This window comes from Antarcticimicrobium luteum (assembly GCF_004358185.1).
Lineage (GTDB): Bacteria > Pseudomonadota > Alphaproteobacteria > Rhodobacterales > Rhodobacteraceae > Antarcticimicrobium > Antarcticimicrobium luteum.
In genome coordinates, this window is sequence record NZ_SMUV01000071.1 from 136,450 (window position 1) to 158,635 (window position 22,186).

At 64.2% G+C, this 22,186-nt stretch carries 24 protein-coding genes and 1 tRNA gene; 19 read left to right on the forward strand and 6 right to left on the reverse strand.

Going from position 1 to position 22,186, the window contains the following annotated elements; all coding sequences use genetic code 11:
• Nucleotides 1-50: 50 nt before the first annotated feature.
• From E1832_RS16410 to E1832_RS16440, 7 genes are all read left to right on the forward strand, one after another.
• The gene (locus E1832_RS16410) at nt 51-1,133 is read left to right on the forward strand and encodes an ABC transporter permease (protein ID WP_133360854.1); all 1,083 of its coding nucleotides are present in this window, start codon (nt 51-53) and stop codon (nt 1,131-1,133) included.
• A 1-nt stretch (nt 1,134) separates the two neighbouring features.
• Complete coding sequence (locus E1832_RS16415; RefSeq protein ID WP_133360855.1) at nt 1,135-2,055, forward strand: ABC transporter permease; 921 nt, start codon at nt 1,135-1,137, stop codon at nt 2,053-2,055.
• Nucleotides 2,056-2,086: 31 nt separating this feature from the next.
• Complete coding sequence (locus E1832_RS16420) at nt 2,087-3,160, forward strand: BMP family ABC transporter substrate-binding protein (protein WP_133360856.1); 1,074 nt, start codon at nt 2,087-2,089, stop codon at nt 3,158-3,160.
• Nucleotides 3,161-3,308: 148 nt separating this feature from the next.
• A complete protein-coding gene (locus E1832_RS16425) occupies nt 3,309-4,247 on the forward strand; it encodes an aldo/keto reductase (RefSeq protein ID WP_133360857.1) in 939 nt (312 codons plus the stop codon).
• A 53-nt stretch (nt 4,248-4,300) separates the two neighbouring features.
• Nucleotides 4,301-4,963, forward strand: coding sequence for a DUF938 domain-containing protein (locus E1832_RS16430; protein ID WP_133360858.1), 663 nt, complete (start codon nt 4,301-4,303; stop codon nt 4,961-4,963).
• A gap of 69 nt (nt 4,964-5,032) precedes the next feature.
• A complete protein-coding gene (locus tag E1832_RS16435; protein ID WP_133360859.1) occupies nt 5,033-5,371 on the forward strand; it encodes a carboxymuconolactone decarboxylase family protein in 339 nt (112 codons plus the stop codon).
• Nucleotides 5,372-5,382: 11 nt separating this feature from the next.
• Nucleotides 5,383-5,874 (forward strand): EF-hand domain-containing protein, encoded by a 492-nt coding sequence (locus tag E1832_RS16440; RefSeq protein ID WP_245514017.1) that lies wholly within the window; start codon nt 5,383-5,385, stop codon nt 5,872-5,874.
• Between the two features lie 64 nt (nt 5,875-5,938).
• Here E1832_RS16440 and E1832_RS16445 read toward each other — a convergent pair whose 3' ends face one another.
• The 3 genes from E1832_RS16445 to ggt form a co-directional block, all read right to left on the reverse strand.
• On the reverse strand, nt 5,939-8,437 hold the full coding sequence (locus E1832_RS16445; RefSeq protein ID WP_133360861.1) for a GcvT family protein: 2,499 nt from the start codon (nt 8,435-8,437) through the stop codon (nt 5,939-5,941).
• A 289-nt stretch (nt 8,438-8,726) separates the two neighbouring features.
• The gene (locus tag E1832_RS16450) at nt 8,727-10,124 is read right to left on the reverse strand and encodes an FAD-binding oxidoreductase (RefSeq protein WP_133360862.1); all 1,398 of its coding nucleotides are present in this window, start codon (nt 10,122-10,124) and stop codon (nt 8,727-8,729) included.
• A 78-nt stretch (nt 10,125-10,202) separates the two neighbouring features.
• Nucleotides 10,203-11,984 (reverse strand): gamma-glutamyltransferase, encoded by a 1,782-nt coding sequence (gene ggt / locus E1832_RS16455; RefSeq protein ID WP_133360863.1) that lies wholly within the window; start codon nt 11,982-11,984, stop codon nt 10,203-10,205.
• Nucleotides 11,985-12,804: 820 nt separating this feature from the next.
• Between ggt and E1832_RS16460 the strand changes: the two genes are divergently transcribed.
• Entirely contained in the window at nt 12,805-13,236 is a 432-nt protein-coding gene (locus E1832_RS16460; RefSeq protein WP_133360864.1) for a Panacea domain-containing protein, read from the forward strand.
• Between the two features lie 453 nt (nt 13,237-13,689).
• On the opposite strand, the gene E1832_RS16465 is transcribed toward E1832_RS16460, so the two are convergent.
• A complete protein-coding gene (locus tag E1832_RS16465; RefSeq protein WP_133360865.1) occupies nt 13,690-14,652 on the reverse strand; it encodes an IS1595 family transposase in 963 nt (320 codons plus the stop codon).
• Between the two features lie 99 nt (nt 14,653-14,751).
• Here E1832_RS16465 and E1832_RS16470 point away from each other — a divergent pair, with 99 nt between their 5' ends.
• Together E1832_RS16470 and E1832_RS16475 are read left to right on the forward strand one after the other, a co-directional pair.
• Nucleotides 14,752-14,976 carry a DUF6471 domain-containing protein gene (locus tag E1832_RS16470; RefSeq protein WP_133360866.1) on the forward strand — a complete coding sequence of 75 codons (225 nt, stop codon included), beginning with the start codon at nt 14,752-14,754 and terminating at the stop codon, nt 14,974-14,976.
• A complete protein-coding gene (locus E1832_RS16475) occupies nt 14,934-15,749 on the forward strand; it encodes a hypothetical protein (protein WP_133360867.1) in 816 nt (271 codons plus the stop codon). Before E1832_RS16470 ends, E1832_RS16475 begins: the two co-directional genes overlap by 43 nt.
• A gap of 282 nt (nt 15,750-16,031) precedes the next feature.
• On the opposite strand, the gene thpR is transcribed toward E1832_RS16475, so the two are convergent.
• Together thpR and E1832_RS16485 are read right to left on the reverse strand one after the other, a co-directional pair.
• The gene (gene thpR / locus E1832_RS16480; protein ID WP_133360868.1) at nt 16,032-16,574 is read right to left on the reverse strand and encodes an RNA 2',3'-cyclic phosphodiesterase; all 543 of its coding nucleotides are present in this window, start codon (nt 16,572-16,574) and stop codon (nt 16,032-16,034) included.
• Nucleotides 16,575-16,577: 3 nt separating this feature from the next.
• On the reverse strand, nt 16,578-17,564 hold the full coding sequence (locus E1832_RS16485; RefSeq protein WP_133360869.1) for a 2-hydroxyacid dehydrogenase: 987 nt from the start codon (nt 17,562-17,564) through the stop codon (nt 16,578-16,580).
• A gap of 150 nt (nt 17,565-17,714) precedes the next feature.
• Between E1832_RS16485 and E1832_RS16490 the strand changes: the two genes are divergently transcribed.
• From E1832_RS16490 to E1832_RS22580, 9 genes are all read left to right on the forward strand, one after another.
• Nucleotides 17,715-18,221 carry an SH3 domain-containing protein gene (locus E1832_RS16490; RefSeq protein ID WP_133360870.1) on the forward strand — a complete coding sequence of 169 codons (507 nt, stop codon included), beginning with the start codon at nt 17,715-17,717 and terminating at the stop codon, nt 18,219-18,221.
• Nucleotides 18,222-18,352: 131 nt separating this feature from the next.
• Nucleotides 18,353-18,427: transfer RNA gene (locus tag E1832_RS16495), tRNA-Gln, on the forward strand.
• Between the two features lie 735 nt (nt 18,428-19,162).
• The gene (locus E1832_RS23020) at nt 19,163-19,516 is read left to right on the forward strand and encodes a hypothetical protein (protein ID WP_245514018.1); all 354 of its coding nucleotides are present in this window, start codon (nt 19,163-19,165) and stop codon (nt 19,514-19,516) included.
• The gene (locus E1832_RS16505; protein WP_245514019.1) at nt 19,458-20,384 is read left to right on the forward strand and encodes a DNA cytosine methyltransferase; all 927 of its coding nucleotides are present in this window, start codon (nt 19,458-19,460) and stop codon (nt 20,382-20,384) included. Before E1832_RS23020 ends, E1832_RS16505 begins: the two co-directional genes overlap by 59 nt.
• Nucleotides 20,381-20,623 carry a hypothetical protein gene (locus tag E1832_RS16510; RefSeq protein WP_133360872.1) on the forward strand — a complete coding sequence of 81 codons (243 nt, stop codon included), beginning with the start codon at nt 20,381-20,383 and terminating at the stop codon, nt 20,621-20,623. Before E1832_RS16505 ends, E1832_RS16510 begins: the two co-directional genes overlap by 4 nt.
• Nucleotides 20,616-20,924: a DUF4326 domain-containing protein gene (locus tag E1832_RS16515; protein WP_245514020.1), complete on the forward strand. Its 309-nt coding sequence runs from the start codon at nt 20,616-20,618 to the stop codon at nt 20,922-20,924. The genes E1832_RS16510 and E1832_RS16515 overlap by 8 nt, the downstream gene beginning before the upstream one ends.
• A gap of 61 nt (nt 20,925-20,985) precedes the next feature.
• Nucleotides 20,986-21,216, forward strand: coding sequence for a helix-turn-helix domain-containing protein (locus E1832_RS16520; RefSeq protein ID WP_133360873.1), 231 nt, complete (start codon nt 20,986-20,988; stop codon nt 21,214-21,216).
• Between the two features lie 79 nt (nt 21,217-21,295).
• Nucleotides 21,296-21,601 carry a hypothetical protein gene (locus E1832_RS22575; RefSeq protein WP_165978914.1) on the forward strand — a complete coding sequence of 102 codons (306 nt, stop codon included), beginning with the start codon at nt 21,296-21,298 and terminating at the stop codon, nt 21,599-21,601.
• 43 nt (nt 21,602-21,644) lie between these two features.
• Nucleotides 21,645-22,172: a tyrosine-type recombinase/integrase gene (locus E1832_RS22580; protein ID WP_165978915.1), complete on the forward strand. Its 528-nt coding sequence runs from the start codon at nt 21,645-21,647 to the stop codon at nt 22,170-22,172.
• Nucleotides 22,173-22,186 lie beyond the last annotated feature (14 nt).

Below are 22,186 nucleotides of genomic sequence, written 5' to 3' on the forward strand. Positions count from 1 at the left end.
TTGCCTCCGGCGGGAGCAATTGAACAAAGACAAAGCACGGGGGGCCGCGCATGATCCGGCTGGAGAAAAGGCCGCAGCCGTCGCAGCGCTGGTCGATGGCGACGCCGCTGGTGGCGGTGCTGGCGACGATGCTGTTCGGGGGGCTGTTGTTCGGGGTGCTGGGCACCAACCCGCTGCTGGCGATCGAGACGATTTTCTGGGAGCCGCTGTTTGGCGAGTTTTCCTTTTATTATCGCCCGCAACTGCTGGTGAAAGGGGCGCCGCTGGTGCTGATCGCGATCGGGCTGAGCCTGGGGTTCCGTGCCGGGATCTGGAACATCGGGGCCGAGGGCCAATATATCATCGGCGCGCTGACCGGCGCGGCGGTGGGCCTGGCCTTTTACCCGGTCGAGGCCTGGTACATCTTTCCGCTGATGGTGATCGCCGGGGCCCTGGGCGGCTGGGCCTGGGCGATGATCCCGGCCTTTCTCAAGGTCCGCTTCGGCACCAACGAGATCCTGGTCTCGCTGATGCTGGTCTATGTGGCCGAGCAGTTCCTGGCGTCGATGTCGCTGGGGCTGCTGAAGAACCCCGAGGGCTTCGGCTTTCCTGGCAGCCGCAACCTTCAGCAATACGAGAGCGCGCATAATGCCGACCTGATCGCCAATTCCGGCATGCACTGGGGCGTGGTGGCGGCGCTGATCGCGGTGATCTTTGCCTATGTGCTGCTGAACCGGCACATGCTGGGGTTCCAGATCCGGCTGACCGGCGAGGCGCCGCGGGCGGCCCGGTTCGCAGGCGTGCGCCCGGCGCGGCTGATCCTGTTGTGCCTGGGCATCTCGGGCGCGCTGGCCGGGCTGGCGGGGTTGTTCGAGGTGTCGGGGCCGGCGGGTCAGGTGAGCATCGATTTCAACGTCGGCTACGGCTTCACCGCGATCATCGTGGCGTTCCTGGGCCGGCTGCACCCGGTGGGCATCCTGCTGGCCGGCGGGCTGATGGCGTTGACCTATATCGGCGGCGAGATCGCGCAGGGGCAGCTGGGGCTGCCGGCGGCGGCGATCCAGGTGTTTCAGGGGATGCTGCTGTTCTTCCTGCTGGCACTGGACCTGTTGACCAATTACCGCGTCGCCTGGCGCAAACCGGAGGTGGCGTGACATGGACCTGAGCGCAATCAATCCCGTCCTTCTGATCGCGTCGCTGATGGTGGCGGCGACGCCGCTGCTGCTGGCGGCGATCGGCGAGCTGGTGGTGGAGAAGGCGGGCGTGCTGAACCTCGGGGTCGAGGGGATGATGATCACCGGCGCGATCAGCGGCTTTGCCATCTCCGTCGAGACCGGATCGCCCTGGCTGGGCTTTCTCGCGGCGGCGGTGGGGGGGGCGGTTCTGTCGCTGCTGTTCGTCGTGCTCACCCAGCTGGCGCTGGCCAACCAGGTGGCGAGCGGTCTGTCGCTGACCCTGTTCGGGCTTGGGCTGAGCTCGCTCATGGGCCAAAGCTATGTCGGGATCAAACCGCCGCAGATGGCCGATGTGCATATCCCGGTGCTGAGTGATCTGCCGGTGCTGGGTCCGATCCTGTTCAGCCATGACCCGATGCTCTACCTCGGCGTGGGCATCATCGCGGCGGTCTGGGCGTTGTTGAAATTCACCCGCGTCGGCCTGATCCTGCGGGCGGTGGGGGAAAACCACGATGCCGCCCATGCGCTGGGCTACAAGGTGGTGCGCATCCGGGTGCTGGCGATCCTGTTCGGCGGCGCCTGCGCGGGCCTTGGCGGCGCCTATATCAGCCTGATCCGGGTGCCGCAGTGGACCGAGGGCATGACCGCGGGCGTCGGCTGGATCGCGCTGGCGCTGGTGGTCTTTGCCAGCTGGAAGCCCTGGCGGGTGCTGCTGGGCGCCTATCTTTTCGGCGGCGTCACCGTCGTGCAGCTCAATCTGCAGGCGGCCGGCGTTGCCATTCCGGTCGAGTATCTGGCAATGTCGCCCTATTTGGTGACGATCCTCGTGCTCGTGATCCTGTCGGCCGACAAGAGCAGCGCGCCTGCCTCTTTGGGCCGAATTTTCCATGCCTCGCATTAGGGGCAAATGACATCCAACAGGGGGACCCTGAATGAAACTGACATCTCTTCTCGCCAGTGCCGCAATGGTGCTGGGCCTAGCCACCGGAGCGGTGGCGCAGGACAAAACCAAGGTCGGCTTTGTCTATGTCGGGCCGGTCGGCGACGGCGGCTGGACCTATGAGCACAACCAGGGCCGTCTGGCGGTCGAGGCGGAGTTCGGCGACAAGGTGGAAACCGTCTATGTGGAAAACGTGGCCGAGGGCCCGGATTCCGAGCGTGTGATGACGCAGATGGCGCTGAACGGCGCCGATCTGATCTTTACCACCTCGTTCGGCTATATGGACCCGACGATCAACGTGGCCAAGAAATTCCCCAACGTGAAATTCGAGCACGCCACGGGCTACAAGACCGCGCCGAACGTCTCGGTCTATTCCGCCCGCTTCTATGAAGGCCGTGCGGTGCAGGGCACCATCGCAGGCATGATGACCAAGTCGAACGTGATCGGCTACATCGGCTCCTACCCGATCCCGGAAGTGATCCGCGGCATCAACTCGGCCTATATCCACGCCAAGAAGGTGAACCCGGACGTGCAGTTCAAGATCGTCTGGGCCTTTACCTGGTTCGATCCGGCGAAAGAGGCGGATGCGGCCAAGGTACTGATCGAACAGGGCGCCGACGTGATCCTGCAGCACACCGACTCGACCGCGCCGCAGGCGGCCGCCAAGAACGCCGGCAATGTGATCACCTTCGGCCAGGCCTCGGACATGGGTGAATACGCGCCGATGCCGCGCGTCAGCTCGATCATCGACAACTGGGCGCCCTATTACATCGAACGCACCCGCGCGGTGATGGACGGCACCTGGGAAACCAGCAATCGCTGGGACGGCATCGGCAAGGGCATGGTGAAGATCGGCGAGATCTCCTCGGCCGTGCCGGAGGACGTGAAGGCCAAGGCGCTGGAAGTGAAAGAGGCGATCGCCTCGGGCGCCTACCACCCGTTCACCGGCCCGCTGAACAAGCAGGACGGCAGCGCCTGGCTGGCCGAGGGCGATGTTGCCGATGACGGCACCCTGGCCGGCATGAACTTCTTCGTTGAAGGCATCGACGGCGAAATCCCGCAATAAGCGGTTTCCGCGTGAAAAGACTGGAAGGCCCCGCCATGCGCGGGGCCTTTTTCGTCTGGGGAGAGCGGCAGCCCCTGCCCTCATCCCTCATCCCTCATCCCTCATTGAAGCCCTTTCGGTCGGGCGCGGGCCGTGGCAATGTCGCGCCATGACACCGACCCTGACCACACCCGACGGCAGCCCGGCGGGCCGCTTTGCCTTTGGCACCATGCAATTCGGCGGGCGCGCCGATGCCGGTGCCAGCCGGGCTATGTTCGAGGCCTGCCGCGCCGACGGCCTTGCCCATTTCGACACCGCGCATGTCTATACCGACGGCGCCTCCGAGACCCTGCTGGGCGGCATGATCGCGGGCGAGCGCGAGCGGCTGCTGATCGCCACCAAGGCCGGCTATACCGGCGGCGCGGGGGCGGAGAATATCCGCGCGCAGTTCGACATCTCGCGCCGGCGGCTGGGGCTGGACACGGTCGATCTGCTCTATCTGCACCGGTTCGATCCGGACACCGACCTGCGCGAAACGATGGAATGTTTCGCCGGGCTGAAACAGGCCGGGCTGATCCGGTATGTCGGCCTGTCGAATTTCGCCGCCTGGCAGGTGATGAAGGCGGCCTGGATCGGGGCGGAGTTCGGCCTGGGCATCGATGTCCTGCAGCCGATGTACAACCTGGTGAAACGCCAGGCCGAGGTCGAGATCCTGCCGATGTGCGCCGACCAGGGTATCGTCGCGGCCACCTATTCGCCGCTGGGCGGTGGGCTCTTGACCGGGAAATACACCGGCGGCGGCGGCGGGCGGCTGCGCGAGGACGACCGCTATGCGGCGCGCTACAGGCTGGACTGGATGCACGAGGCGGCAGAGCGGCTGGCCGCGCTGGCCGACGAACGCGGCACCGATCCCGCGACGCTGGCGGTGGCCTGGGTGGCGGCACAAACGACCCGCCCGGTGCCGATCATCTCGGCCCGCTCGGAGGCGCAGCTGCGCCCGTCGCTGGCGGCGCTGGCGTTCGAGATGGATGACACGCTATATGCAGAGCTCAGCGCACTGTCCCCTGCCCCGCCGCCGGCCACCGACCGGATCGAGGAACAGGGCTGAACCCGCGCCATTGACCGGGGCGCCCCGCCGCCCGCCGCAAGAGGATGCCGCCGATGACCGATGATGCCCGGAAGACCGAGATTGCCTCTCACGCGGTGCCCGGCGAGGGCGACAAGCTGATCGCGCCCTCGGCCGAGCGCAATCTGGCGCCGATCTGCGACCTGCTGGCCCATGTGGCACCGACCAGCGGCAAGGCGCTGGAGATCGCGAGCGGCACCGGGCAGCATGTGGCGGCCTTTGCCGCGCGGTTCCCCGATCTGCACTGGCAGCCCAGCGAACCCGATGCTGCGCGGCGCGCCAGCATCGACGCCTATGCGGCCGAGAGCGGGTGCCCGAATATCGCCCCCGCGCTCGCTCTCGATGCCGCCCGCCCGGGCTGGGGGGCGGAGCTGTCCGGGCAGAACCTGATCACCCTTTGCAACCTGCTGCACCTGATCCCGATGGAGCGCGTCGAAGTGCTGATCGCCGAGGCCGCGCGGGCGCTGGCGCCCGGCGGGCGGCTGGTGATCTATGGCCCCTTCATGCGCGCGGGCGAGCTGACCAGCGAGGGCGACGCGGCGTTCCACGCCAGCCTGACCGCGCAGGATCCGCGCATCGGCTACAAGGACGATTTCGACGTGATCGACCTGATGCAGGAGGCCGGGCTGGAACTGGCCGAGGTGGTCGAAATGCCGGCGAACAATCTGGCATTGATCGCGCAAAAGCCGGCTTTCTGATCAAGATCAAGGTCTTTCCCCCGGACGCGTGATCAGTGGCCGCAAAACCGAACTGTGAAAGGCATCAAAATGAGCTGGAAAGAAAAGCTGCCCAAGATCCGCGACGGTCTGCGCAACCTGGGCCGCGCCAATCCGGAGGCCACCCGCGGCTTCGGCGGGCTGAGCAAGGCGGTGAAGGAAGGCGGCGTCCTGGATTTCAAAACCAAGGAATTCGTGGCCCTCGGCATCGCCGTCGCGGTCCGCTGCGAAGACTGCATCGGACTGCATGTGGAGACGCTGATCAAGGCCGGCGCCAGCCGCGAAGAGGTGGCCGACGTGCTGGGCATGTGCATCCAGATGGGCGGCGGGCCGTCGATGATGTATGCCGCCAAGGCGCTGGACTGCTTTGACGAGCTGAGCGCGGAGTGACGGGGGGCGCCATGAAAGCATCTCATATCATGCGTCGTCTGGTCCTGACCGCGACCGCGCTCGGGCTGATCTCCGGCGCGGCGCTGGCCGCCGGCAGCGACGCCACGCCTCCTGCGGCGGCGACGCCCGCCTTCGCGCCCCATTTCATCGAGAACTGGGATCTGGACGGCGACGGCAAGGTCACCCGCGCAGAGGCCCACGAACAGCGCGGCAATATCTTCTATATGTTCGACGCGGACGAGAACGGCGCGCTGGATGGCGAGGAATACGACCTCTTCGACGAAACCCGCGCCGCCGATATGGCGAATGCCGGCATGAAGCAGGGCCAGGGCCGCAGAAATTCGCCCGCCGCGCTGCTGGCCCGCGAATACAATGATGCCGACGGCAACGGCGAGGTGTCGAAGGAAGAGTTCCTCGGCACCACCGACGCCTGGTTCGACCGGATGGACCGGACCGGCGACGGCGTGGTGACAATCGAGGATTTCGGCCGCGGCATGAACTGAGCATGCCGAACCGGATCGGATGTCAGCGCCGCCCGCCGGAATTCTCCAGCGGGCGGCGTTTTCGTCAGCCGTCCTTGCGGATCGCCTCGTTCCTGGGGTCGTAGGGGCTGTCTTCGGTCACCTCGGCGTCCCAGAGCTGGTCGAACATCCGCACCTTCAGCCTGGTGCCCGGCACCGCAAGTTCGGGTTTGACATAGCCCATGCCGATGGATTTTCCGAAGGCCACCGAATAGCCGCCCGAGGTCAGTCGGCCGACCTTTGTCCCGTCGAGATAAAGCGCCTCGCGGCCCCAGGGGTCGGCATCCTCCGGCCCGTCGATCAGCAGGGTGCAGCATTTGCTACGGATGCCCATTTCTTCCAGCGCGCCCTTGCCGTGGAACTCCTTCGACAGATCCACGAAGCGTGGCAGATCGGCCTCCAGCGGGGTCGCGTCGCGGCCCAGTTCGGTACCGAAGGCGCGATAGCTCTTCTCCTGGCGCAGCCAGTTCTGGGCGCGGGCGCCGACCAGTTTCATCCCGTGGTTCGCGCCGGCCTCCATCAGCTGGTCCCAGAGATAATTCTGCATCTCGATCGGGTGGTGCAACTCCCACCCCAGCTCGCCAGTATAGGCGACACGGATGGCGCGGACCGGGCACATGCCCAATTCGATATTGCGCATGGAGAGCCACGGGAAGCGTTTGTTCGAGAGCACCGTTTCCGGCGCCGCGTCCTTGACGATCTGGTTCAGCACATCGCGCGATTTCGGCCCGGCGATGGCGAAGACGCCCCATTGGGTGGTGACGTCCTGAATTTCGATATAGCCAAATTCGGGGGCCTTGTCCGCGGCCGCCTTGCGCAGGTAATCGGCGTCATAGGCCGTCCAGGCGCCGGCGGAGACGAGGTAGTATTCATCCTCGGCCAGCCGCACGATGGTATATTCGGTGCGCGTGGTCCCGGCAACGGTCAGCGCATAGGTCAAATTGATCCGCCCGACCTTGGGCAGCTTGTTGCAGGTGAACCAGTCGAGGAACTGCGTCGCGCCGGGCCCCTTGACCACATGTTTGGTGAAGGCTGTGGCGTCGATCAGGCCGACCCCCTCGCGGATCGCCCTGGCCTCTTCGACCGCATATTGCCACCAGCCGCCACGGCGGAACGAGAAGGTGGTTTCGTCAAACCCCTCGGGCGCATCGGCGGGGCCGTAGTAGTTCGGGCGTTCCCAGCCGTTCACCTGGCCGAACTGCGCGCCCAGCGCCCTTTGGCGGTCGTAGGCGGGCGCGGTGCGCAGCGGCCGGCAGGCCGGACGCTCCTCATCGGGCCAATGCAGTTTCAGCAGGAAGGGATAGGTTTCCTCGTTCTTGCGGGTCGCATATTCCGAGGTCATCCAGTCGCCGTAGCGCTTGGGGTCGAGCGAGGCCATGTCGATCTCGGCCTCGCCGTCGACCATCATCTGCGCCAGGTAATGACCGGCGCCGCCGGCGGCAGTGATGCCGAAACTGAAGCCTTCGGCCAGCCACATGTTGCGCAGCCCCGGCGCCGGGCCGATCAGCGGGTTGCCGTCCGGGGTATAGCAGATCGGGCCGTTGAAATCGTCCTTAAGCCCGACGGTTTCGGTCGAGGGGATGCGATGGATGAAATCCATGTATTCCTGTTCGATCCGCTCCAGATCCAGCGGGAAGAGGTCGGCGCGGAAACTGTCCGGCACGCCATAACGGAACCGCGCCGGCGCGCCATCCTCATAGGGGCCGAGGATCCATCCGCCGCGCTCTTCGCGCACGTACCAGCGCGCGTCGACATCGCGCAGGACGGGGTGTTCGCCATGGCTCTTGCGATATTCGACCAGCGCCGGGTCGGGTTCGGTGACGATGAACTGGTGTTCGACCGGAATCGCCGGCAGCTTGATCCCCAGCATCCCGGCGGTGCGCTGGGCGTGGTTGCCGCTGGCGGTGACCACATGTTCAGCCGAGACAACGACCTGTTCGTCAGAGGCCACCAGGTTGCCGCCCTTTTCGATCATCTTGGTGAGCGTCACCTCCCAGTGGTCACCTTTCCAGTCGAAACCGTCCGCCTGCCATTTGCGTTCGATCGCAACCCCGCGCTGACGCGCGCCCTTGGCCATGGCCATGGTGACATCGGCGGGGTTGATATAGCCGTCGGTCGGGTGGAAAATCGCGCCGACAAGATCCTCGGTGCGCACCAGCGGCCAACGCTCCCTGATCTGGGCGGGGCTCAGAAATTCATGCGGGATACCGACGGTTTCGGCGGTGGTGGCGTAAAGTTGGTATTCGTCCATGCGCGCGCGGCTTTGGGCCATGCGCAGATTGCCGACCACGGCGAAACCGGGGTTCAGGCCGGTCTCCTCCTCCAGGGTCTTGTAGAACCTGACCGAGTAGTCGTGGATGTGACTGCTGGCATAGCTCATGTTGAAGAGCGGCAGCAGCCCCGCGGCATGCCATGTGGACCCGGAGGTCAGCTCGTCGCGTTCGACGAGCATCACGTCGGACCAGCCGGCGCGGGCGAGGTGATAGGCGATCGAGGTGCCGACGGCACCGCCGCCGACGACCAGGGCTTTGACATGGGTTTTCATGATACCGCGCTCCGCAAATGAGTCTCTGCTGTTTGATGTATGCCATAAGGGCGGGTCCGCTCAGAAGCCATCCGACACCCTATATTGCAAAACCGACCTCGGGGCGGTTTCAGGGTGCCGAGCCAGAGGGGGGGCAAGCGGATCTCCTCTGATGGCAACGACAGCATGGCGGCCCGGCCTGAAACGACGGCCCTGTTGTTCTGGATTGCTCTGGCCGGGAAGATCCCCGCCGGGCGCATCCGCGGCCTCCCCTCCCCCTCTCGGGGGCAGGGAGGGGGGCCGCGCCGCTTTAGATAATCTTGCCCGGGTTCATGATGTTGTCCGGATCCAGCGCCGCCTTGATCGCCGCCATGTATTTCGTGGCCGCGCCAAGTTCCTTTTTCAGATAGGGTCGCTTGCCCTGCCCGATGCCATGTTCGCCGGTGCAGGTGCCCTCCATCGAGATCGCCAGATCGTTCAGCCAGCCGACGAAGTCCTCGGCCTTGGCGATCTCTTCGGGGTTGTCCATGTCGATCAGCGGCAGGCAGTGGAAATTGCCGTCGCCCACATGGCCGACGATGGGTGAGATCAGCCCCAGTTCCGCGGCCTTGGCCGCCGCGGCGCCAACGCATTCGGCGAGCTTCGAAATAGGTACGCAGACATCCGTCGACAGCCCCTTGGCGCCCGGACGCAGGGCATGGCTGGCCCAGTACATGTCATGGCGTGCCTGCCAGAGCTTGCTGCGCTCCTCGGTGCTGGTGGTGGCGGCAAAATCAGTGCCGCCGAATTCCTCGGCGATGCCCTGGAAGGTCTCGGCCTGTTCGACCACGCCAGCGTCGGAGCCGTGGAATTCCAGCAGCAGCAGCGGCGTTTCCGGCAGATCGAGCTTGGAATAAACATTGGCCGCGCCCACGCTCATCGCATCCAGCAGTTCGATCCGCGCCACCGGGATGCCATACTGGATCGTCATCATGACGGCCTGGCAGGCGGCATCGACGGTCGGAAACGAACAGCGCGCCGAAGAGATCGCCTCGGGGATGCCCTGCAGGCGCAGGGTGATCTCGGTGATCAGGCCCAGCGTGCCCTCGGCGCCGACCATCAGCCGGGTCAGATCGTAGCCGGCCGAGCTTTTCTTGGCGCGTTGCGCGGTGCGGATCACCTCGCCGTCGGGCATCACCACCTCAAGCGCGATGACGTTATCCTTCATGGTGCCGTAGCGAACAGCGTTGGTGCCCGAGGCCCGCGTCGAGGCCATGCCGCCGAGCGAGGCGTTGGCACCAGGGTCGATCGGAAAGAACAGGCCCTGATCGCGCAGATGGGTGTTCAGATCCTCGCGCGTGACGCCGGGCTGAACCACACAGTCGAGGTCCCCCGGATGCACCGCGAGGATCTTGTTCATCTGCATCAGATCGACCGAAATGCCACCGGCGGGCGCGTTCACATGCCCCTCAAGCGAGGTGCCGGTGCCGAAGGGGATCACCGGAACCCGGTGCGCGGCGCAGACCTTGACGATCTCCGAGACCTCTTCGGTGCTGTGCGGGAACACCACGGCATCGGGCGCCTGGTTCTGGATGTAGGTGGTGGTATGACCGTGCTGCTCGCGGATCGCCGCCCCCGTCTGGCAGCGGTCGCCGAAACGCTGCTTGAGAATGCCCAGGGCGGTTTCGATTCCGGTTTCGTTGCGCGGCAGCGCGGTGGCCTGGACCATGGTCGGCTCCTTGTTATCGGTCGTTCGCGGCGAACCCTGCCCTATCGACCGGACCGGGGCAAGGCACAGCTGCGCGCCTCAGCCGCCCATCGCGATCCCCTCGCGGCGCGGGTCGGCGCCGCCCTTCAGGGTGTCGCCGATTTCGATGGCATGCAGGCCCGAGTTCAGATCTCGGATCCTGACCTCGTATCCCAACGTCTCCAGCGGCGCCTGCAGCGCCTCAGCCGCCGTGCCGGCCTCAAGGTCGTAGGGTCCGAACCGGTTGACCGCATGGGGCAGCGCCACCGCCTGCTGCACATCCAGCCCCCAGTCGAGCCAGGCGATCACCGCCTGTGCCACGTAGCCGATGATGCGGCTGCCGCCGGGGGAGCCCAGGGCGAGCACCGGGCGGCCGTCCTTCATCACGATGGTCGGCGCCATCGAGGAGCGGGGGCGCTTGCCCGGTTCCACCCGGTTGGCGATGGGGGTGCCGTCCCTGTGGGTTCGGAAGGAGAAATCAGTGAGTTCGTTGTTCAAGAGGAACCCCCGCACCATCAGGCGGGAGCCAAAGGCGTTTTCGATGGTGGTGGTCATCGACAGCACATTGCCCCGGCTGTCGACGATGGAGAGATGTGAGGTCGAGGGAAACTCGATGGCCGCGTCGTCGGCCCAGTTCAGCGCGTGATCGAATTTCGGCGTTCCGGGCGCGACCTCGGGCAGGGCGTCGTCACCGTCGAGGAGTGTCGCGCGCTCGGCCAGATAGGCCGGATCGACCAGCCCCTTTGTCGGCATCGGCACGAAATCGGCATCCGCAATGTAGCGGCCCCGGTCGGCAAAGGCGAGGCGCGAGGCGTCGCCGATCATCCGCCAGGCCTCGGGATCCTGCGGGCCGGGCAGATCGCGGGTCTCAAGCATCCCGAGAATCTGCCCCACCGTCAGCGCGCCGGAGGACGGCGGCCCCATGCCGCAAACCTCATGGGCGCGGTAGCTGACGCAGACCGGCGGCCGCTCGCGCACCTGATAGAGCGCCAGATCGGTCTGGGACAGCACGCCTGGATTGCCCGGCGCGGTCTGCACGGCCTGCACGATGTCGGCGGCGATGGGTCCGGCATAGAAGGCCTCGGCCCCCTGCCCGGCCAGTTGACGCAGGGTGTCGACATAGGCGGGGTTTCTCAGGGTTTGGCCCTCGGCCAGCGGCGCGCCGCCGGGCAGGAAATAGGCCGCGGTTTCCGGGAAGCGGGCCAGCCGTTCGGCATCGCCGGCGATGAGGCCGGCAAGGCGCGGCGAGACCGGAAAACCCTGCTCGGCGAGGTCGATGGCGTCGTGAAACAGCCCCGGCCAGGGGCTGCGGCCCCAGCGGCGGTGCGCCTCTGCCATCAGCGCCGGCGTGCCCGGGGTACCGACCGAGCGGCCGCCGACCACCGCGTCGAAGAATGTCAGCGGTTCGCCCTGGTCGTCCTGAAACAGGGTCGGCGCTGCGGAGAGCGGCGCGGTTTCACGGCCGTCGAGCGTGGTCAGCTCTGCGCTCGCCGCATCGTACCAGACCAGGAATGCGCCGCCGCCAAGACCCGAGCTTTGCGGTTCCACCAGCCCCAGCACGGCCTGGGCCGCGATCATGGCGTCGGCGGCAGACCCGCCCGCGCCAAGCACCGCCGCGCCGGCCTCCACCGCGTGGGGATTCGCGGCTGCGATCATCCAGTTTTCGGCCACGACCGGGCGGCCCGACTGTTTCGCCGCCAGTGCCTCGGCAATAGCGGGGGAGGCACTGGCAAAGGCGCCCTCGGTCGCGGCTTCGGGGGCGACGGCATCGGCGGTTTGCTGGGCGGAGAGCGGTGCCGCGAGGGTCAGGCTGGCGGCAAAGGCGATTGCGAAGCGGCGCATGGGCGTCTCCCTTGGGCTGGATTGGGCAACTGTAGCGGATCGGGGCGGGCTGGCAATTGCTGGGGGCTGCGGAGCTTGTGAAAGTTGGTCCACCTGGCCGCCTGGCTCGACCCCAAGATCGGGCCGAAAACCTGCAGCACTGGTGTGAAGGAGGCCTCCGAGCCAAAGTACCCCTTCGCGGAACAAGCCCGAAGGGCGCCGCGCAAGCGCCGGACCGTCCCCGCGTTCTGGCGCTTGGCTGACGTAGGCGCGCCGTTCGTATCTAGGTCGGATTTGCGGCCGTATGTATCAAGCGCACCAAGAAACCGGAATCCCCTAAGTAGGGGAACTGCTATCCTGCGCCCATGCAGGACAAGACTATCAACAATGCTCTACTGGATCTGCGTAAGGAAGGTGGAGAGGTTCGAGACTTAGCCGAGAGGCTGCTTGCTCTGCGTGGCGTCAATCGCTTGCCGCGCATCCAAAGGCCACCACGATTCAAGCCAGCCCGCCGTGGTGTCATGCCAGCTATAGTGATGGACGCTCTCAGAGACGGCCCCAAGGGGCTTCCAGAGGTTGCGGAGTGGGTCAAATGCAAGCGCCCTGATCTGGACTGGCAGGCTTCTTACACGCGGTCTGCGTTGATGCTGTCAGAGTTGAAGCGGCAAGGTATGGTGGGGCGTGAGGGGCGGGTGTGGATGTCTCTAAGGTGAAATGGTCCGGCATCTTTGGCGTGGCTTGAATGCGACTTGTGCATCACGATCTGGATATGTAGGATTCACATTCCTCAAGGTAGACCTTAGTATCCCACATAATCCGTGAATTTTATCGGGAGGCTAGCATGGCAAGTGTATTTGATGTTGCGGCCTACATCTTGGAAAAGACGGGTCCAGTTAGCGCATGGAAGCTACAGAAGCTTATTTACTACAGTCAGGCTTGGGTAGCGACGTGGAGAGATTCTCCGCTCTTCGAGAGCAAAATTGAAGCTTGGGCGAACGGACCTGTTTGCCCGGACCTGTACGCCAAACATAGGGGCATGTTTAAGGTCGGGGGGATATCCGGCGGAGATGCTTCGTTGCTTTCGGAGTCAGAGGCCGATGACGTTTTGAAGGTGGTTGAGTTTTATTCACAGTACAATGGTCAGCAGCTAAGCGATATTACACATGCTGAAAAACCGTGGCTGTCCGCGCGTGAGGGCCTTGGCCCGAGTGAGCGCGGGAACCACGAAATTACTTTGGAATCAATGTCCGAGTACTATGGCTCGCTCAAATAGGCGTGGTAGGGGGAACCAACCAAAGGTCGCTAAAGAGCCCATCTCAGGACCAGAGGTGAGGGCTTCAGTTCGAACTGACAGTGACGCAGGTTTGAAACTGTCGTGGCGTCTTGGCGCATTCGACTGGGATGGGCCGTGGGGCGAAAAATCTCTCGCTAGCATGTCGTTGCCCGACCTACTTAACAAACAAATTAAATCATTCGAAAGTATGTCGTGGTCTGAACTACGTGATAAGCAACATCATTCGATTGAATGCAGAAGACTCAACAAGGTTGCTAAAGATCGGCTTATGGAAATCCAGCAGGATGACCTAGACTCTATTTTTTCACTCAGGCTGCAAGGGCAACATCGAATCTATGGTATACGGGACGGTGGAGCGCTCAAGGTTTTGTGGGTTGATTTGAATCACGGTGATAACAGCGATTGCGTGTGTAGGTCTAGGAAGAATCACACTTAAGCCGCCCGCTGCCAGTACCCTTTCCACTGACGGCTAACCGGCGCGCTCATGGCGTTCGACACCACGATCTGCGCCAGCGTCCCGTTGTCGGTGCGGCGGTTGTCTTCCAGCCATGCGGCGTGGTTCGCGTACTGGTAAAGGTACTGCGGGCTGACGTGGTGGTGCTGACCTTCGACCATGCGGCGCAGGCGGGAAAAGAAGCTCTCGACCATGTTGGTATGCTTGCCGTGGTCGCTGTAGCACTCGCTGTGGTTCACCCGGTCAACGTTCCATCCCGCGTGAAGCAGATCCCAATGGCTCGCCTCGTCGGCGGAAATGGTTGCCGTGCGGTCAACGTTCTCGTTTGCCAGCGCAACGCCTTCGGCCTCGCTCATGGTCACGAAAGGCAGGGTGCGGCCCTCGCGCTCGCGCAGGGCGACGACAACGCGGCGCTTGCCGGTCTGGTTCTCTTTCAGGCGGCGGTCAACGCGGTCAACCTTGGCGTTTGCCGGGCGGATGTGACCGCCGAAATAGGCCCCGTCAATCTCGACGTGATCGGTCAGAACTTCGCCGGTCTGGACTTCCTGCGCCATCGCCTCGCGCAGCTTGTGCGCCAGCACGAAGGCGGTCTTGTACTGGCAGTCCAGATCGCGCGAAAGCTGGACCATCGAAACACCCTTGGAGGCGTTCACGATGATGCAGATCGCCGCCAGCAGGTCAACGAAGTCCATCTTGCGGCTTGCGAAGATGGTCCCGCTGGTGACGCTGAACTGGTGGTGACACGCCTTGCACTTGAACTTGCGGCGGGTGGTGATCTTGTACGCCTCGTCATGACCGCAGCACGGGCAAACCGCTTCGCCGTTGGTTTCCGGCCAGCGCATTTCGCAGAAGGTGCGGTAAGCCGAGTCCTCGCCAGCCTTGTAAATCGAGCGAAGGCTGAGGGTGCGGGATGCTGCGGAGAGAAGGAAGTGTTGTGCCATTTCTACTACATTCGTTAGGTTTATATCGAATATAGTATAGTGACATACTGTTTGCAATAGGTTATCTATCACATACGATAGATTTATAACGGAGGCGACATGGCCACGCAAACAGAGTGGGAAGCGAAGGCGGCAAACCTTCTCAAGGCTGAGCTGAAACGGAAAGGCGTGACATACGCTAAACTTGTTGAAAAGCTAGGCGAAATGGGAATCAGCGAGAAGGAAGCGAACATCGCCAACAAGCTGTCCCGAGGGAAGTTTAGCGCGGCGTTCCTGTTGCAATGTCTGTCAGCCGTTGGATCATCGCAGTTGCATTTGGATTAGCTTTCATTGCATCGGCAAGTGCTGGCATTTGGGCTATTTGGTCATTGGAGGAATATTATGCCCATGATCGTCAAGATATAGCCGAACGACAAAATTCCGAAGCACATAGCGGCATCGATGCTTGCGGAGAAATCCCCTATGTCTTTTCTGCGTCGAAATGCATTAGAGATGCCATAGACTCCGCCAATGAAGAATATACATCCTACAAGGACTTGAAGGCGCAACAGCATATGTCGCTGTCCGCTCTTGGAGTTCTCATTGTCTCTGCCATCACTATGTTTGTCACCTCTATTGGTGTCGTTTTTGTTTACTACACCCTCAGAGAAACCAAGAACACTGCCGACCAAGCCAAGCGAGAGGCCGACATTGCCGAGGACAGCTTCAGAACTCTGGAGAGGCCTTTCCTCGCAGTCAAAATTACCGATACATACAGGCTCCATAACAACCAAGGCGGGGTGCGATCCATTGACTACACCGTTGTTAACGCTGGCCGTAGCCCCGCTGTTCTCACTGCGGTACGCCATCACCTTGGGAAAACAGTAGAAAAAGGCGAGTTGGATGCTTGCTATGATGTCATTCAATCGGGCGGGGAACTGAACAACCAGCGCCACGTCGCTTTGAGCGAGACCGAAAGCGCCGCAATTACAGAAAGTGATCGTATCGTTTTTCTTGTGCAACTCTCGTTCATGGACGTAACCGGGGTTGGCGGCGAGACGGTATGGAGGTTCATCAAAGACGGAACCAGGCCATTTGTCCTGCTGGACATTGCTTAAGATTATCAACGCGATCAAAGCTATCTTAATCACCGCTCAGCCCTCCGGCTGGCGCTGTCGCACGCTTGGTGCGTTTGATACATAAGGCCGCGGATTTGGCTGCCATAAAGTGCGCCGATCAGAGGTCGTAGCGCCATCCCACGGTCTGGCGCTCGCTCGGCTTGCTCTGGAGATCGAGGGATAGAGGGGGAACGGCAAAATCGCCTCGCACCTTCCTCTGTCCTTTGCGCCCCCTCCCCCAACGGAGGAAAAGCGAGCGGACCAGCTGCCCCCGAGCCCCCTTCACACCAAATCGTACCGCGCCAGCAGCTCATAACGCACCCCGGACGGGTGCCGCGTCGATTCGTAGAGGCCGAACCCCGTGACCGCAAACCCGGGCAGCGGCGTGTCGCCATGCTCGGCAAGGAACCCGCGCAACCGGGCTGCCACGTCCGCCGCCGCGCCATTGCCGAAGCGCCCCAGCGTCACATGCGGATGAAAACGCTCTCGCGGCGGAACCATCCCGGCGCGGCGCAGCGCGCCCGTTACCCGGCGGTGCAGATCGGTAAGCGCCGACTCAGGCGCCACATCGGCGAACAGGATCCGCGGCCGGTTGCCGCCAAAGGTGCCGAGACCAGAGAAGCACAGCTCGAAGGGCGGCGCTTTTATTCCCTCCAACTCGTAATGCAGCCCTTCCAGCACTACCTCTTCCTGATCGCCCAGAAAGGCCAGCGTCAGGTGCAGGTTCTCCTCCGCCACCGGCCTGCCAGCGGGCAGCCCGGCCTGCAGCCGGACCAGCGGCGCCGTCACCTCCTCGGGCAGGTCGATGGCGATGAAGGCCCGCACCCGTCAGAGCATCGCCGGCACCACCTGATCGGGTGGGCGGTGGCCGTCCTCGAAGGTCTTGATGTTGATGATCACCTTTTCGCCCATCTCGATCCGCCCCTCGACGGTGGCCGACCCCATGTGCGGCAGCAGCACCACATTGGGCAGCTCACGCAGCCGCGGGTTCACCTCGGCGCCGCGTTCGTAGACATCCAGCCCGGCGCCCGCGATCTCGCCCGCGCGGATCATCCGGGTCAGTGCATTCTCGTCGATCACCTCGCCGCGCGAGGTGTTCACGATCACCGCGCTGGGCTTCATCAGCTTGAGTCGCCGCGCATTCATCAGGTGAAAGGTGCTGGGGGTGGACGGACAGTTGATCGAGATGACGTCCATCCGCGCCACCATCTGATCGAGGCTGTCCCAATAGGTGGCCTCATGCGCCTCTTCGATCTCGGGGCGCAGCCGGCGGCGGTTGTGGTAATGCACCTGCATACCGAAGGCGGCGGCGCGCCGGGCCACCGCCTGGCCGATCCGGCCCATGCCGAGGATGCCCAGTCGCCGGCCGCCGATCCGCCCGCCCAGCATCGCGGTGGGCGCCCAGCCGGGCCAGTCGCCGCGCTGCATCATCGCCAGCCCCTCGGGGATGCGGCGGGTCACGGCGAGGATCAGCGCGATGGTCATGTCGGCGGTGTCGTCGGTGACCACGCCGGGGGTGTTGGAGACCAGAACGCCACGCTGGCGGGCGGTGGCGACGTCGATGTGATCAACCCCGGCCCCGTAATTGGCGATCAGCTTGAGCCGGTCGCCCGCCTGGGCGATCAGGCCGGCGTCGATCGCGTCGGTCAGGGTGGGCACCAGGACATCGGCGGTTTTCACCGCCTCGACCAGTTCGGCGCGGGTCATGGGGGTGTCATCCTCGCGCAAGCGGACGTCGAAAAGCTCGCTCAGCCGGGTTTCGACCGCCTCCGGCAACCGTCGCGTCACGACAACACTCAGTCGTTCTCTTGGCACTGATGCTCCTCCGATGCTTTTCAAAACCGCCTGCGCCGTGGCATCGTGGCGCAGGATCAGCCGGGGCACAAGAACCCGATGCGCAAATGACGCAGGCTTTCCGCGATGAGGCAAACAGAGAAATCGGGCAGGCCGTCTGTGAGTGTATTGATGCGACTGACACGCCGCGCCGCGGCGACCGTGGCGGTGATCCTGCTGGCAAGTGCGGGGCAGGCGCAGCAAGGCGACGCGCGCGGGCCGGTGACGAACCTGCCACTGCCGCGTTTCGTTTCGCTCAAGGCCGGCGAGGGCAACGTGCGCCGTGGCCCGTCGCTGACCCATCGGATCGACTGGGTGTTCAAGCGCCGCGACATGCCGCTGCAGATTACCGCCGAGCACGGCCACTGGCGCCGGGTGCAGGACCGCGACGGCGCCGGAGGCTGGGTGCACTATGCGCTGCTGTCCGGGGTACGCACGGTGCTGGTGGAACAGGACATGCTGGCGGTGCACGCGCGCGCCGACGACGCCACGCCGGTGATCGCGCGATTCGAACTGGGGGTGGTGGCGCGGCTGGGCGAATGCAGCCATGACTGGTGCCGGATTTCGGCCGGCGGCTATCGCGGCTGGACCCGGAAATCCAACCTCTGGGGCGTCGATCCGGACGAGATCCGGGACTGATCCGGAGGGCCGGTCATGCGATGGCGCGGAAAGATCCTCCGCACCGCCGCCGCCGCCAGCATCTTTGCGGATTTTTTTGTCAGATGGGCCTTGAACAGCCCGAACAAGCCGCGTAATTAGCCGCTCACCGTTGGGGTGTAGCCAAGTGGTAAGGCAGCGGTTTTTGGTACCGTGTACCGTAGGTTCGAATCCTACCACCCCAGCCATTGATCTCCAGATTAATAAACCAAGCATCCGTGGCCCCCGTTGGCCGGGAAATTCCCCTGAAAAGTGCCCCAGCTAACTGGGCTGCTCTCGGGTCCGTCTGCGTGACCTCCCCCGGTGTGGGAGAGGTCGCTGTCGTTGATGGTGGCACCCGTTACACCCAGACTCTCCCTATGCGGGTACGGCGGGTGGAGGCAGCACATGAGAGCATCAGAGATGCCGATCCGCGACTGATCAAAGCTGCAGTCCGTATCGCTTTCACCTGCTGCCGTTGGCGTTGGAATCCCCATGACGAGGACGCCTCTACTCGAGAGGCTTACGAGGAGGAGAAAGCGGGGAAGGACGCTGACGCGGTTGCAGCCGAGATCGCTTGGCTCGATGGCGGACCTGAGCCGACTTGGCCAGAGCTTCCGGAAGAGACACCGTCATTTTCGCGTCAGCCGCGTGCGATTGTCTCACCGAACGGCGAACATATTGACCTCAAACGTGATGACGACTCCCTGAGACGCAGCTCCAAACAGGCCGTCGTTCGAGTCAACGACCAAGAGCTCTCAAGATGGTTGAGTCTACTCAATGTTGAAAGGTTCGCTCGGCCAGGCTGGTACATTGAGATCGTAGACACTCATGCGGCTTGGTCCGCACGAATGAATGGCCATGGCTATTCCGCCGATGCCGAGCCCAATCGGACGCCAGACGATTGGAACAATCAGTTCTATGCATTGGTGTCGTCAGCTTAGATGGACGCCGCGGAGGATCGGTTCTCGTCGCTCCTTCAGCCGATAATTGAACTACCTGATCAGTCATTCTGCGATGTTGCTGAAACGATCATCCTCGACCCCTCCTCCCCTGGCTGCCCGGTCCACCAGATCAAGGTCGCCGACCAGTTCAAAGGGCTGCTCGACCCGCGCCGCCCGATGGGCGTGGAGACCGGCCGCGCCATGGCGGAATGGGCCAAGGGGCAAGGCAATGCCCAAAAGCAGAAGGAAATCCTCGACCGCGCCCGCGCGGAGGCCCGCAATCGCGCGCGGCGTCATGCGCTATGTGGTCGAGGCGAAACAGCCCTTCGTGATCTCGGTCGCGCACGGCTATAGCGGTGGACGGCGTGAATATCCCATCGGCGATCCGCTTGGAACCGTCTCTGCCGGCGGCATCCAGCATGGGCTGGTCGCGCCGACCCTCGCCCCCTTCTCGACGCAGGGCCAGCACGGCGGCCACAACCGGCCGATGGACGCACCGCACCACACGATCACCGCCAGCACCAAGGATTACAACGGCATCGTCGTGCCCACTCTGGTGCAGACCGGATATGGTGAGCGGCCCGGGCAAGCCCCGCGCGTTCCGGGGCTGGACAAGCCGCTGGGCACCGTGGTGGCAGGCGGGGCGAAACATGCGCTGGTCGCCACCTTCCTCGCCCAGCACAACGCCGGGCCGCGGATGGAGCGCAACGCCGGGCGGTCCGCCACCGCGCCGCTCAGCACCCTGACCACGCGCGGGACACAACAGCAGGTGGTCGCGGCCTCTCTCCTCAGCCTGCATGGCACGTCGCGGCGGGACGCCTCGATCGAGGCCCCGCACCCGACAATCTGCGCCGGCGGCGGACATGGCGCGCTGGTGGCGGCGTTCCTGCAAAAATACTACGGGCAGGGCCTGGGACAGGAGGCGGGCGAGCCGCTGCACACCCTCAGCACCCGCGACACTTTCGGCCTGGTCACGGTCGAGATCGACGGCGCGACCTATGCCATCGCCGATATCGGCATGCGCATGCTCACCCCGCGCGAAATGTTCCGTGCCCAGGGTTTCCCAGACAGCTACCGGATCGAGACCGCGCCAGACGGCCGGACCTTCACCAAGACCGAACAGACCCGCATGTGCGGCAACAGCGTCTGCCCGCCACTGGCCGAGGCGCTGGCGCGGGCGAACTGCGCGCACGTGGCCGAGAGAGAGGAACAAGCGGCATGAAACTTATCACCCCAGACACCATCAGTTTCCGCGCCCAGGTCACCGAGGAGGAGCTGCGCGCGCGCATGGCGACCGAGGTGCTGGAGCAGATCGGCGGGCTTGGCCCGGACGGCAAACCGTTGCCCGGGATCAAGACGCGCGTTCTGCGCGGCGATGGGCGCAAGGGCGGCTACACCATCGATGTCACCGGCCCAGCCCCGGCGCGGCTCTATCTGCCGAGGGGAGAGGACAATGGCTGACCGCCCCCGCCGCATCCAGATGCGCCGCGACCGCCCATGGCGCGCCGAGAACCCGGACGCGGTGATCGTGGCGCGGCCCAGCCGGTGGGGCAATCCGTTCCGCATCGGAGAGGACGGCATTCAAGACGCCGCCGCCGCGGTGCGGGAGTTTCGCGCCTTGACGGAGAAAGAGCTGCGCCACGATCCACATCTGATTTCCTTTGTCGTCGCCCCCCTGCGCGGGCGTGATCTCGCCTGCTGGTGTCGGCTGTGCGACCGCCACGCGGAGGGGCTGCCGCTGGGCGAGACTTGTCCAGACTGAACCCCCTGCCACGCCGACGTTCTGTTGGAGATTGCGAACAGGGAGGCGGAGGACTGACGCCATGGCCGTGACGCTCGAATTCCCGCCCGCCCTGTTGCCGGCCCCGCAGGCCGCGCACTATCTGGGCGTATCGGAATCGACGCTGCACACCCTCGACATTCCGCGCCGGGTGCTGGGCCGAAAACGGCTGTACGACCGCCGCGGCCTTGACCAACTCATCGCATCGCTGCCCTATGAGGGGCAGGAGGCGAACTCATGCGACGATCTGTTCGGGGCGGGGCTGTGCGGCTGAAAGGGCTCAGCCAGAGCGGCCACTGGCCGTCCGGCAACCCGCGCTTTTATCTGCGCCGGCCGGGCACAGGGCCATTGCCATGCCGGATCTGCCAAAGGGGCATCCCGATTTTCTCGCCGCCTATGTCGCCTCGACGCGGGCGAGCTGGCGGCGCATGCTCGACGACATCGACGCGCGCTATGGCGTCGGCCGGATGGTCGATCTTGAGCCGCGCCACGTCAGGCAGGATCTGGCCCGCCTCGCGCCGATCCCGGCAAACAACCGGCTCAAGGTCTGGCGGGCGCTGGGGCGCTGGTGGTACGATTCCGGTCTGGTTGAGGCCAACCCAACCGCTGGTTGGACCGCACAGGGCCCCGAAAACGGACGGCCACACACCGTGGACTAGGGCGGATGCCGATCGGTTCCGGCGGCACTGGGCAATTGGCACGATGCAGCGGTTTGCGATGGAGCTGATGCTGCACACCGGCGCCGGCGTCACCGATGCCTGCCGGATCGGACCCGGGCACGTCGACCGGCAGGGCTGGCTGCGCTACAAGCGCGCGAAAACCGGGACGCTGGCGATCTGCCCCTTTTCCGGGGCGGCGGCGATGGGGCCCCCGGTATGGTTCGAGATCAGCCCGCACCTGGCGGACTGCGTCGCGGCGGCGCCTAAACACATGACGTTCCTCAGCACCGCGCAGGGCGCCGCCAGATCGCCAAAGGCCGCGCAACAGTGGTTTTCCCGCGCCGCGAAAGAGGCTGGGCTCGCCAGCGGACTGACCGCCCACGGGCTGCGAAAACTACGATCAGTGATGATGGCCGAGGCCGGCGCGCCCCCTGAGCAGCGCATGGCGTTTCTGGGACACGAAACATCCGAGCAAACCCGCGAATATAGCAAGACCGCGGATGCCAAGAATATCATTTCGGGAACGGATTTTTCCAACTTTTCCGAACGAGTTGGAAAAAATGCAGATTAATCGTTCAAAAACAA